This window comes from Mycobacterium sp. 852002-51163_SCH5372311 (assembly GCF_001667115.1).
Lineage (GTDB): Bacteria > Actinomycetota > Actinomycetes > Mycobacteriales > Mycobacteriaceae > Mycobacterium.
Genome location: NZ_LZIJ01000147.1, coordinates 1 through 12,016 on the forward strand (window position 1 = coordinate 1; position 12,016 = coordinate 12,016).

Annotated in this window: 9 protein-coding genes and 1 pseudogene; 4 read left to right on the plus strand and 6 right to left on the minus strand. The window is 66.5% G+C overall.

The annotated features are described in order from the left end of the window. Positions 1-792, minus strand: a pseudogene (locus tag A5791_RS17140) (hypothetical protein); the annotation flags it as partial. A 7-nt stretch (positions 793-799) separates the two neighbouring features. Next, positions 800-2,041 (minus strand): DUF3068 domain-containing protein, encoded by a 1,242-nt coding sequence (locus A5791_RS17145; RefSeq protein WP_197504714.1) that lies wholly within the window; start codon positions 2,039-2,041, stop codon positions 800-802. 248 nt (positions 2,042-2,289) lie between these two features. Between A5791_RS17145 and A5791_RS17150 the strand changes: the two genes are divergently transcribed. Then, positions 2,290-3,396 (plus strand): acyltransferase, encoded by a 1,107-nt coding sequence (locus A5791_RS17150; RefSeq protein WP_082966990.1) that lies wholly within the window; start codon positions 2,290-2,292, stop codon positions 3,394-3,396. 9 nt (positions 3,397-3,405) lie between these two features. On the opposite strand, the gene A5791_RS17155 is transcribed toward A5791_RS17150, so the two are convergent. The 3 genes from A5791_RS17155 to A5791_RS17165 form a co-directional block, all read right to left on the minus strand. Continuing rightward, positions 3,406-4,179 (minus strand): PP2C family serine/threonine-protein phosphatase, encoded by a 774-nt coding sequence (locus A5791_RS17155; protein ID WP_067239348.1) that lies wholly within the window; start codon positions 4,177-4,179, stop codon positions 3,406-3,408. Between the two features lie 96 nt (positions 4,180-4,275). Continuing rightward, positions 4,276-5,766: an AMP-binding protein gene (locus tag A5791_RS17160; protein ID WP_067239350.1), complete on the minus strand. Its 1,491-nt coding sequence runs from the start codon at positions 5,764-5,766 to the stop codon at positions 4,276-4,278. Next, entirely contained in the window at positions 5,763-6,746 is a 984-nt protein-coding gene (locus tag A5791_RS17165) for a phosphotriesterase-related protein (RefSeq protein ID WP_255397704.1), read from the minus strand. Before A5791_RS17165 ends, A5791_RS17160 begins: the two co-directional genes overlap by 4 nt. Positions 6,747-6,835: 89 nt before the next feature. Between A5791_RS17165 and A5791_RS17170 the strand changes: the two genes are divergently transcribed. From A5791_RS17170 to A5791_RS17180, 3 genes are all read left to right on the plus strand, one after another. Next, a complete protein-coding gene (locus A5791_RS17170; RefSeq protein ID WP_067239353.1) occupies positions 6,836-8,545 on the plus strand; it encodes an acyl-CoA dehydrogenase family protein in 1,710 nt (569 codons plus the stop codon). A 338-nt stretch (positions 8,546-8,883) separates the two neighbouring features. Then, positions 8,884-9,555 (plus strand): TetR/AcrR family transcriptional regulator, encoded by a 672-nt coding sequence (locus tag A5791_RS17175; protein ID WP_067239356.1) that lies wholly within the window; start codon positions 8,884-8,886, stop codon positions 9,553-9,555. A 10-nt stretch (positions 9,556-9,565) separates the two neighbouring features. Further along, complete coding sequence (locus tag A5791_RS17180; RefSeq protein ID WP_067239358.1) at positions 9,566-10,504, plus strand: R2-like ligand-binding oxidase; 939 nt, start codon at positions 9,566-9,568, stop codon at positions 10,502-10,504. A 75-nt stretch (positions 10,505-10,579) separates the two neighbouring features. On the opposite strand, the gene A5791_RS17185 is transcribed toward A5791_RS17180, so the two are convergent. Then, the gene (locus A5791_RS17185) at positions 10,580-11,956 is read right to left on the minus strand and encodes an NADP-dependent succinic semialdehyde dehydrogenase (RefSeq protein WP_067239361.1); all 1,377 of its coding nucleotides are present in this window, start codon (positions 11,954-11,956) and stop codon (positions 10,580-10,582) included. Positions 11,957-12,016 lie beyond the last annotated feature (60 nt).

Genomic DNA, 12,016 nt, shown 5'->3' on the forward strand with positions numbered 1-12,016 from the left:
CGTCGTGGTGAAGGCACTGCTGGTCTTGGGGTTGTGGCTGGCGGGCTGGGGTGCGGCGCGAGGTGCGAAGGCGGTCACCCCAAGTGCGTTCGCCGGCGTATGTGACGGCAACGACGAGCCCAGCGCCGATGCGGTGAGCCAGGGCAGCGCCGCCACCACCGCCGCGCTCAAAGCCGCTACCGAGCAGAGCCAGCGTGGCCGGCCCTCGGCGTGAACGGCCGCGCTGACCAGTGCCACCGTCGCGGCGAGCAGCAACCCTGTCGGAGTCAGCCCCGCCAATGCGATCCAGAAGGCCAGTTCGAAGAACCCCCGCCGCGGCCCGTGGGGCGCCGAGCGCAGCGTCAGCATCGCCGCGGCGACCCAGGGCAGGCAGCCGTAGCCGACCAGCAGGCTCCAGTGACCCTGCAGCAGCCGTTCGGCGACGTAGGGATTCCAGATCGCCAGGGTGATCGCGACGAACTGGCCACCGACGCCCGCCGCGGGCAGCGCCACCGCGACCAATCGCGCCGCACCCCAGCCCGCCAGCCACAACCCCAAGACCAGCAGTGCCTTCACCACGACGCCGCCGTCGAGCACGTGCGAGGCAAGCGCAACGGCGAAATCCTGCGGCGTCGCCCGCGGCGCCGCCGTCAACCCCAGGGCCGTGTCGGAAAGGTACGAGCGTGGAGTGGAAACCGCATCGCGCAGCAACAGGTATCCGGGCCCGAGCACCGGCCCGACCACCAGCAGCGCGAGGAACAGCGCGTAGCCCGGCCGGGACCAGTACTGAGCCTGGCGGAGTACTGCGGTCACCCCGTCGTTAGGCCTGCACGGTTGGGGCGCCCGACTCCGGAGGATCGGGCGGTCGGGGATCAGGGGGGCTGGGATCCGGATGCAGATCTGGGTGCTGCGTGGGCAATTTCTCCGTCTCGGCCTCAGCACCCGGCACCGGTTCGTCGAGCCCGCGGCCGTAGTAGTCGTGGTCGCCGCGGTCCAGGCCCGGATCGATCAACGCGCTTTCGGTGCGCAGGCTGAACGAAGCCAGCAATCCACCGCCGACCAGCGCGATCAAGCCGACCGCGGTGAACGTGATCGGTAGCACCCGCGACCATAGCGCCAGCCGGTCGCGCTCGTCGCGGGCGGCGTTGACCTGGGATTCGACGGTGTCTTCGGTGAAGGTGACCGTGTAGTCGGCCAGGCGCAGTTCCGGCTTCATCTTGTCGCGAGCGAAGTAGTGGTTGGCGCGCTCGGTCTTTTTGACGATGGTGCCCGTCACCGGGTCCACCCAGAACGTCCGCTGCGCGGCGTAATAGCGGGTCATCGTGATCTGTTCGTCGGGCTCGCCGGCCACCCCCCACATCTTCGCGGAGGTGGTGATTTTGCCGTCCTCCCTGTTGGTCAACAGGGACGGGTACTCGATGGGGTCAGTCAGCGTGCCCGCGGCGTTGTAGCCGACGTTCTGCTTGAAGCGGTATGTGGTCAAACCGTTGACGTCTTCTTCGTCCTCGAAGGTGGCGTCGAACGGCTTCTGCGCGATCGGGTCGAAGTATTGATACGTCTTCTTCTCGGTGTGGAACGGAAACCGGTACGACAACCCGGTGTGCGGCAGCGGCGTGGTGGTCGGCGGATTGTCGTCGTTGAAGGCGCGTGGCTTCTGGACGAATCCGCTGGGGTTCGACACGGCCATCGCGGTCTTGCGGTTGAGCGTGACGAAGTCGACGATCGCCAGCAGCAAGCCGCTGTCCTTTTGCCTGTCGGTGCGCCGCACCGAAGTACCCGCCTGAAAGGTCACGACGTCGGCATTGGCCGGGTTCTCGACGGTGATCTGCTGCTGCGACACCAGCTGCACGTTCTGGTTCGTGACGACGTGGTCAGTCGACAAGGACGCCGCGTCGAGTGCCGTGCCGCTGCCGTTGCTGATCAGCGTGGCGTCGACATTCAGCGGGATCTTGGTGATCCGTTTGCTCGTGTACGTCGACAACAGCAATGCCGCGATCAGCAGAGCGGCGCCGAGTCCGATGATCCCGCATGCGCCGAATCGCAACATGACTGCCCGATTCACGTTGCTGTGACCTCCTAATGGTCCTTTGGACTCGTCGGTCGCGACCCGCTCCGACCTGACCAAGCAGCGAGGCAAACCCGTTCGACCCTAACAGCAGAATCTTGGGCCATACCGTGCGAACCCGTCGCCGCGTCACTACGTATTCGGGTGTACCCGATTGTCGCGCGACACAGCACGGGCAAACTGGGACGGTGAGCGATGCCCAGCAGGTCGGCGGGGTCCGCAGCTTTCTGCCCGCCGTGGAGGGAATGCGCGCCTGCGCCGCCATCGGCGTCGTCGTCACCCACGTCGCGTTTCAGACGGGCCACTCCGGCGGCGTGTTCGGCCGGTTGTTCGGCCGTTTCGATCTGGCCGTCGCGGTGTTTTTCGCGCTGTCCGGGTTCCTGCTGTGGCGCGGACATGCCGCGGCCGCGCGCGATCTGGGGCCCCGGCCGCTGACCGGCCATTACTTGCGGTCGCGGGTGGTCCGCATCATGCCGGCGTATCTGGTGGCGGTCGTGGTGATTTTGAGCCTGCTGCCCGACGCGGACCACGCCAGCCTGACGGTGTGGCTGGCCAACCTGACGCTCACCCAGATTTACGTGCCGCTGACCCTCACCGGCGGACTGACCCAGATGTGGAGTCTGTCCGTCGAGGTCACCTTCTACCTGGCGCTGCCGGTGCTGGCGTTGCTTGCCCGCCGGCTTCCGGTCGCCGCGCGGGTACCGGCAATTGCGGCTCTGGGCGCCCTCAGCTGGGCGTGGGGCTGGGTGCCGCTCAGTGGCGGCCCGGGAATCACCCCGCTGAACTGGCCGCCGGCGTTCTTCTCCTGGTTCGCCGCGGGCATGTTGCTGGCGGAGTGGGCCTACAGCCCGATCGGATGGCCGCACCGAATGGCGCGCCGCCGGGTGCCGATGGCCGTCGTCGCGGTGCTGGCCTACCTGGTGGCGGCCTCCCCGCTGGCCGGTCCCGAGGGGCTGGTGCCGGGCACCGCGGTCCAATTCGCGGTCAAGACGGCGATGGGCTCGCTGGTGGCGTTCGCGCTCGTGGCCCCGTTGGTGCTGGACCGGCCCGAGACGTCGCACCGACTGCTGGGCAGGACGGTCATGGTGACCCTGGGGCGTTGGTCGTACGGCCTTTTCATCTGGCACTTGGCCGCACTGGCGATGGTGTTCCCTGTGATCGGCACCTTCCCGTTCACCGGGCGGATGCCCACCGTGCTGGTGCTGACGGTAATTTTCGGTTTCGCGATCGCGGCGGTCAGTTATGCCCTGGTCGAGTCGCCGTGCCGGGAAGCGTTGCGGCGCTGGGAGAAACGCACCCACCCCGCCGATGTCTCGGTGACCGACCCGGAAGCGGAAGCCATCGCGCCCTGACGGGCGGTGCTATTGGCCGACGACGTCGATGACGATTGTCGTGATGTTGTCGGGCCCGCCACCGTTGTTGGCTGCTTCGATCAGCGCCGCGCATGCATCGCGGGGACTGCGTTGGGAGCCCAGGATCTGGGCGAGCGACACATCGTCGACCACTCCGTGCAAGCCGTCGCTGCACAGCATGACCCGGTCGCCGGGCTGCAGATCGACCGCGGAAACGTCGGGATGCGCGGGCGGAGCCATGCCCACATGCCGCGTGATGACGCTGCGCGACGGATGCTCGCGGGCATTCTGCGGTTCGACTTCCCCCGCGTCGACCAGCGCCTGGACCAGGCTGTGGTCGCGAGTCAGGCGGTGCAATTGCTGGTTGCGGTACAGGTAGCCGCGGCTGTCGCCCAGATGGCCGACCAAGGCTCGCAGACCGGAGACGACCAGAGCCACCACCGTGGTGCTGGCTCCGGCCAGCCCGGGGTCGTTGTCGCCGCTGGTGCGCAGGTTGTTCGAGATGTCGGCGATCGCGGCGCCGAACCGCTCGGGAGCGGTCGGGTCGTCCAGGCCGACGGAGTCGAGGTGGCGTTGCAGGTATTGCGGCAGCAAGTCGACCACCATTTCGGCGGCGCGGTCGCCGTGGCTGCTGGAGGCAACGCCGTCGGCGACTATGAACAGGCCCTGCTCGGCGTTGACACCCCAGCGGTCCTGGTTGCTGGTTCGTTGACGGCCGGTATCGCTGAGGCCGGCGTAATCAACGGTGTGTGTGGGCATTTCGCCACCAGCCTCCCCGCTCATGGTTGTTCCCGGCGGCCTTGCGTCGCGAACGACTCGGGCCAGAAATTGCTGAGAAATATAGTCTCAATCCAACACCCATGCTTGCGATTCCGCGACTCACCGTCGTCGACGAACTTCACCAGATCGCAACCGCGCGATGATCTCATCCCGCACTGCTGACCGCCGCGCCTTGCCGGCGTCGTCGCGCAGAGGGTTGCTGACGAATTCGACCATCCGGGGCACCTTGTGCGTCTCGATACGTTCGCGCAGAAACTGCTGAACCGCGGCGGCGTCCAGTGCGGACCCGTCGGCGGTGTGCACCAGCGCGTACGGCACTTGGCCCAGATCGCCGTCGTTCGGGTCCGGTACCCCGACGACCAGACAGGACAGCACGTCCGGGTGGGCCGACAGCGCGCCCTCGATCTCGGCGGGGTAGACGTTGCGCCCGCCGACGGTGAACATGTCCACCCGGCGGTCCGACAGGTACAGAAACCCGTCGTCGTCGAAGTAACCCAAGTCTCCCAAGGAGTCCCAGCCGTCGCGGGTTTTGGCGTTGACGCCGACGTAGTGGTAGGTGGGCGCGCTGCCTGGGCCGGGGCGCATGTAGATTTCGCCGACCACGCCGGGCGGGCACTCCCGGCCGTCGTCGTCGAGCACCTTCATCTCACCGGCGACCACCTTGCCGACCGAGCCGCGGTGGGCCAGCCACTGGCCGCCGGAGATGAAGGTCAGCGCCTGTAATTCGGTGCCGCCGTACAGTTCCCACACCACGTCGGGGCCCAGCAGATCGATCCACGCCTGCTTGACCGCCGGCGGGCAGGGCGCTCCCAGGTGCCAGAACCGCCGGATCGACGACAGGTCATAGGACTCCGGATCGTCGTGGTACACCGGCAGCACCCGCTGCATGATCGTCGGGACAGTGGTCAGGAAAGTGACCCGATAGTCGGTGATCAGCCGCAGGAACTCGTGCGGGTCGAACCGGCGCATCAGCACCAGGTGGTGGCGCATCAGCAACGCGATCACCGCTGTGGTGCAGCCGGTGTTGTGGCTCAGCGGCACCGGCACCAGCGTGGTGTCGCCCTCCTGCGCGCCCAGCGGATAACCGATGGCCGGTGGGACCCGGCTGTCGCCGCCGGCCTCGATGAGCTTGGGCCGGCCCGTGCTGCCTCCCGACGCCAGCGACTTCCAGCACGGCGACACCGCTTCCGGTAGCGGGGCATCGGACAGGTTCGGATCTGGCACGAAATCCGCTGGGACGCTGGGGATTCCGGGGCTGGACCGGCCGACCAGCAGGGCGCGGGGCTTGAGTTGCAGCAGACCCTCGAACTCCGCGTCCGGCAATCGTGGGGACAGCGGCTGCGGCACCGCCCCCAGCTTCCAGCACGCCACCGCGGCCTGCACCCACTCGACGGAGTTGGGCAGCGCGATGGTCACGTAGTCGCCGGTGCCGACCCCACGCTCGGCGTAGGCCCGCGCCAGCCGGTTGGTCGAGGTGTCCAGCTCGGCGCGGGTGATCGTGCGTCCGTCGCTGCTGACCGCCGGTTCGTCGGGAGCAAGTCGGGCCAGGGCCGAGATCTGCGCGCCGATCGGCGGGACGGGCGCCGTCACTGATAGGCGCCCTGGCGCTCGAAGATGCGTCGGGGGTTGTCCACGAGCATGGTGTGCAGTTGCTCGTCGGTGACGCCGCGCTGCTTGAGCGCGGGGATCACGTCGTTGTGGATGTGCAGGTAATGCCAGTTGGGCGCGGCCACCGCGAGCATCTCCTCGGGCAGAGCGTCGAAGTAGCAATTGGCGTCGTGGGAGAGCACCATCTTGTCGGCGTGCCCGCGCTCGCACATCGTCGCCACGATGTTGACCCGCTCCTCGAACGGCAGGATCACGTCGATGCCGAACCGGTCCATCCCCAGGTAGGAGCCGGCGGCGATGAGTTCCTCGAGATAGCCGACGTCGGTGCTGTCACCCGAGTGGCCGATGATCACCCGGCTCAAGTCAACGCCCTCCTCTTCGAAGATGCGCTGCTGCTCGAGCCCTCGGCGCAGGCCCGCATGGGTGTGCGTGGAGATCGGCACACCGGTGCGTTTGTGCGCCTGGGCGACCGCGCGCAGCACCCTTTCGACACCGGGGGTGATGCCGGGTTCGTCGGTGGCGCACTTGAGGATTCCGGCCTTGATGCCGGTGTCCGCGATGCCCTGCTCGATGTCGCGGACGAACATGTCCGTCATGATCTCGGGGCCGCCCAGCTGCGCGCCGGGACCCATGTAGTGGAAGCAGAACGGGACGTCGTTGTAGGTATACAAGCCGGTGGCGACGACGATGTTCAGCTCGGTGGCCGCGGCCACCTTCGCGATGCGCGGGATATAGCGGCCCAAGCCGATCACGGTCAGGTCGACGATGGTGTCCACGCCGCGGGCCTTCAGCTCGTTGAGCCGCGTGACGGCGTCAGCCACCCGCTTTTCTTCGTCGCCCCAGGCTTCGGGATAGTTCAGCGCGATTTCAGTGGTCATGATGAACACGTGCTCATGCATGAGCGTGACGCCGAGATCGGCGGTATCGATGGGTCCGCGAGCGGTGTTCAGTTCTGAGGCAATTCCGGGTTGTGACACGTAACCGATGCTAGGTCGCTGCTCCCCATATTTAGAAGGTTCTCGAACTGAGGTGTTTGCAGTACGTTCCCCTCATGCTGCTCAATCCCAACCGCTTGCAACGCAAATACCCGGACTCGCGCTCGGGAGAGATCATGGCCGCGACGGTGGACTTTTTCGAGTCCCGCGGAAAGGCGCGACTGAAGCACGACGACCACGAGCGCGTCTGGTACTCGGAGTTCCTCGACCATGTCGGACGGGAGCGGCTGTTCGCCTCGCTGCTGACGCCGACCGAGTACGGTGCCGCCGATTGCCGTTGGGACACCTATCGGATCAGCGAGTTCGCCGAGATCCTCGGCTTCTACGGGTTGAACTACTGGTACCCCTTCCAGGTGACCGCCCTGGGCCTGGGCCCGATCTGGATGAGCGACAACGAAGATGCGAAGCGTAAGGCCGCCGCACAGCTGGAGCAGGGCGAGGTGTTCGCCTTCGGCCTGTCCGAGCAGACCCACGGCGCCGACGTCTACCAGACCGACATGATCCTGACCCCGTCGGAACACGGGTGGACGGCCAACGGCGAGAAGTACTACATCGGCAACGCCAACGTGGCCCGGATGGTCTCCACGTTCGGCAAGATCGCCGGCGACTCCCCGGAGAAGGACGAGTACGTGTTCTTCGCCGCCGACTCGCAGCACGACCGCTACGACCTGATCAAGAACGTCGTCAACTCGCAGAACTACGTGGCGAACTACGCCCTGCGCGACTACCCGGTGACCGAGGCCGATCTGCTGCATCGCGGCATCGGGGCGTTCCACGCCGCCCTCAACACCGTCAACGTCTGCAAGTACAACCTGGGTTGGGGCGCCATCGGGATGTGCACGCACGCCATGTACGAAGCGGTCACCCACGCGGCCAATCGTCATCTCTACGGCACCGTCGTCACCGACTTCACCCACGTGCGACGGCTGCTCACCGACGCCTACGTGCGCTTGGTGGCCATGCGGCTGGTCGCCAGCCGGGCGTCGGACTACATGCGCAGCGCATCGGCGAACGACCGCCGCTACCTGCTGTACAGCCCGCTCACCAAGGCCAAGATCACCAGCGAGGGCGAGCGGGTCATCATCGCGCTGTGGGATGTCATCGCCGCCAAGGGCGTGGAGAAGGACACCTTCTTCGACACCGTGGCCCGCGAGATCGGACTGCTGCCGAGGCTGGAAGGAACCGTCCACATCAACATCGGGCTGCTGGCCAAGTTCATGCCCAACTTCCTGTTCGCCCCCGACACCGCGCTGCCGCTGATCCCCCGCCGTGACGACGCGACCGACGACTCGTTCCTGTTCGCCCAAGGGCCGACGGGAGGCCTGGGCAAGGTCCGCTTCCACGACTGGCGCGCGCCGTTTGACAGCTACGCCCATCTGCCTAACGTGGCGCTGCTGCGAGACCAGATCGACGTGCTGGCCGAGATGCTGGCCGCCGCGACACCGGATGCGGCGCAACAGAAAGACATCGACTTCGCCTTCGGCGTTGGACAGATCTTCGCCCTGGTGCCCTACGCGCAACTGATTCTCGAGGAAGCCCCGCTCCGCAGTGTGGATGAGCCGCTGATCGACGAGATCTTCGCGCTGCTGGTGCGAGACTTCAACACCTATGCCGTCGAACTGCACGACAAGGCCGCGACGACGGACGAGCAGGCCCGTTTCGCGATGCGGATGGTCCGCCGCCCGGTCAACGATCCCGCCCGCTACGACCAGGTGTGGAAGGAGCACGTGCTGCCCATCAACGGGGCGTATGCCATGCGTCCGTAGGCCCGGGCTTCGGGCTGATTTGGCGTTGCGTCTCGGGCCCCGGGATCTCGGGAGACGCCGGACTCCCCGGACTCGTTTTGCGTCGAGTGTGTAATGAGGGCGTTGGCTGTGAATTCACGGCTTTGGCTGTGTATCCAGGGCGGCCAAATCGCCCAGATCCCGCCCTGGCTTCACTCCCAACGCCGTGGCTTCACTCCCAACGCCGTGGCTTCCCAACGCCGTGGCTTCACTCCCAACGCCGTGGCTTCACTCCCAACGCCCAGCGCCGACGCGGAGCTCCTTGACTGTGAGCTAGCTCACCGTAGAATGACCAGTGGTCATTCCTGCTAGGAGGCGCCATGCCGACGGTGACGTGGGGACGAGTCGATCCGGCCCGTCGAGCGGCCATTGTGGAAGCCGCGGAAGCCGAATTCGGAGCGCATGGCTTTTCCCAAGGCAGCCTGAATGTCATCGCGCGGCGCGCGGGCGTCGCCAAAGGCAGCCTGTTCCAGTACTTCGCGGACAAGCGTGACCTGTATGCGTTCATCGCCGACGTCGGCAGCCAGCGCGTGCGGTCCTACATGGAGGCCCGCATTCGCGAACTCGACCCGAGCAGGCCGTTTTTCGAATTTCTCACCGACCTGCTGGACGACTGGGTCGCTTATTTCGCCGACCATCCGCGCGAGCGCGCCCTGCATGCGGCGGCGAGCCTCGAGGTCGACACCGATGCCCGTATCAGTGTGCGGTCCGTCATCCATCGCCACTACCTCGAAGTGTTGCGGCCCCTGGTGCGCGACGCGCAGGTCCGCGGCGACCTGCGGTCGGATTCCGACACCGACGCACTGCTTTCGCTGCTGCTGCTGATCTTCCCGCACCTGGCGCTGGCGCCGTATATGCGCGGCCTGGACCCGGTTCTCGGGCTCGACGAGCCCTCGCCCGACCAGCCCGCGCTGGCCGTGCGCAGGCTGGTCGCGGTGCTGGCTACTGCGTATTCGCCTGTCCCGCAACCTATTAGCCCTGAAATGATCTGAGGAGGTCAACATGAATCGCACACGTCTGGGCTCGCTCGAGGCGGGTGGCCTGAACTGGGAAAGCCTGCCGCTGAAGCTGTTTGCCGGTGGTAACGCGAAGTTCTGGAATCCGGCCGACATCGACTTCTCCCGCGACCGGGCGGACTGGGAGCGGCTGACCGACATCGAACGTGACTACGCCATCCGGTTGTGTGCCCAATTCGTGGCCGGCGAGGAATCGGTGACCGAGGACATTCAGCCGTTCATGTCGGCGATGCGGGCCGAGGGGCGCCTCGGCGACGAAATGTATCTGACGCAGTTCGCGTTCGAGGAGGCCAAGCACGTTCAGGTGTTCCGCATGTGGCTCGACGCCATCGGCGTCACCGAGGACCTGCACAGCTATCTCGACGAGCTGCCCTCCTACCGGCAGATCTTCTACGACGAGCTGCCGGAGTGCCTCAGCGCGTTGTCGACCGATCCGTCACCGGCCGCTCAGGTTCGCGCGTCGGTCACCTATAACCACATCGTCGAGGGCATGCTGGCGCTGACCGGCTATTACGCCTGGAACAAGGTCTGCGTGGAACGCGGGATTCTGCCGGGCATGCAACAGCTGATCCGGCATATCGGCGACGACGAGCGACGCCACATGGCCTGGGGCACCTTCACCTGCCGGCGCCATGTCGCCGCCGACGATGCCAACTGGACGGTCTTCGAAACACGCATGAACGAACTCATCCCGCTGGGGCTGGGCCTGGTCCAGGACGGCTTCGCCCTCTACGACGACCCCAAGCCGTTCGACCTGTCGGAAGACGAGTTCCTGCAGTACTCCACCGACAAGGGCATGCGGCGCTTCGGCACGATCTCCAGCGCCCGCGGGCGGCCACTCGAGGAGATCGACCTGGACTACTCGCCGGTGCAACTGGAAGACACCTTCGCCGACGAGGACGCCAGGGCGCTGGCCGCCGTTTAAGGGTGGCGAGCAGACGCAAAATCGCACAAAACAATGAAGTTTTGTGCGATTCTGCGTCTGCTCGCGAGGGAACCGTTACCCGACCCAGACGGTCTTGGCATTGCAGAACTCGCGGATGCCGAGACCGGCGAGTTCGCGGCCATAGCCGGAGCGCTTGACGCCGCCGAACGGCAACTCGGGGTAGGACACCGTCATACCGTTGATGAAGACCTGGCCGGCCTCGATGCCGTCGATGAATTGCTGCTGCTCGGCCTCGTCATTGGTCCAGGCATTGGACCCCAGCCCGAAGGTGGTGGCGTTCGCGATCTCGATGGCTTCGTCGGCGTCGGCGGCCCGGTAAACGGAGGCGACGGGGCCGAAGACCTCCTCAGTGTAGAGCGCCATGTCCTTGGTGATGTCGGTGATCACCGTCGGCGGGTAGAACCAGCCAGGCCGCTCGGGACGCTCACCTCCGCAACGGATCACCGCGCCGGCGGCGGCGGCGTCCTCGACTTGTTTGGCGATCTCATCGCGGCCCGATTCGGTGGCCAGCGGACCGACGTCGGTGTCCGGGTCGGTCGGGTCGCCGACCCGCAATGCCGCCATTCGCTCGACGAACTTGTCGACGAACGCGTCGTAGACGTCGGCGTGCACGATGAATCGCTTGGCGGCGATGCAGGACTGGCCGTTGTTCTGCACCCGGGCGGTGACCGCTGTCTTGACCGCCTCGTCGAGGTCTGCCGACGGCATCACGATGAACGGGTCGCTGCCGCCGAGCTCGAGAACGGTGGGCTTGATCTCGTCGCCGGCGATGGCACCCACCGATTGGCCGGCGGGCTCGCTGCCGGTGAGCGTGGCGGCCGCGACCCGCGGGTCGCGCAGGATGGTCTCGACGGCGCTGGACGGAACGAGCAGCGTCTGGAAGCAGCCCTCCGGAAAGCCGCCGCGGGCAATGACGTCGGCCAGATACAGCGCGCACTGCGGGACGTTCGACGCGTGCTTGAGAATGCCCACGTTGCCGGCCATCAGCGCCGGCGCCGCGAACCGGACGGCCTGCCACAGCGGGAAGTTCCACGGCATCACCGCCAGCACCACCCCCATCGGCTGGTACCGGGTGTAGGCCTTTTTGGCGCCGACTTTCCCCGCGTCAGCCGGCTCGTCGGCGAGCAGCTGCTCGGCGTGCTCGGCGTAGTAGCGAAAACCCTTGGCGCACTTGATCGCTTCGGCCTTGGCCGAGGCCAGTGTCTTACCCATCTCCAGGGTCATCATGGCGGCGGTCTGCTCGGCCTCGGCCTCCAGCAGGTCGGCGGTGGCATTGGCCCACTCGGCACGCTGGGCGAAGGTGGTGTTGCGGCGGTAGTCGAGGAACCGCTCGTAGGCGCGGGCTATCGCCGCTTCGACTTCTTGGTCGGTCGCGGGGTTGAAGGTCTTGACGGTTTCGCCGGTGGCCGGGTTGATCGTGGCGATGGGCACGGTGACATCCTCTGCTGCTTGTCTAAGCGGAAGGTTTCCAGCCCAGCCTGCCACTATCGT

What these genes read in the sequence shown, in the direction of transcription:
- A5791_RS17170 (WP_067239353.1), top strand. Translation starts at nt 6,836, where the DNA reads ATGCTGCTCAATCCCAACCGCTTGCAACGCAAATACCCGGACTCGCGC.
- A5791_RS17180 (WP_067239358.1), top strand. Translation starts at nt 9,566, where the DNA reads ATGAATCGCACACGTCTGGGCTCGCTCGAGGCGGGTGGCCTGAACTGG.
- A5791_RS17150 (WP_082966990.1), top strand. Translation starts at nt 2,290, where the DNA reads ATGCGCGCCTGCGCCGCCATCGGCGTCGTCGTCACCCACGTCGCGTTT.
- A5791_RS17155 (WP_067239348.1), bottom strand. Translation starts at nt 4,179, where the DNA reads ATGAGCGGGGAGGCTGGTGGCGAAATGCCCACACACACCGTTGATTAC.
- A5791_RS17175 (WP_067239356.1), top strand. Translation starts at nt 8,884, where the DNA reads ATGCCGACGGTGACGTGGGGACGAGTCGATCCGGCCCGTCGAGCGGCC.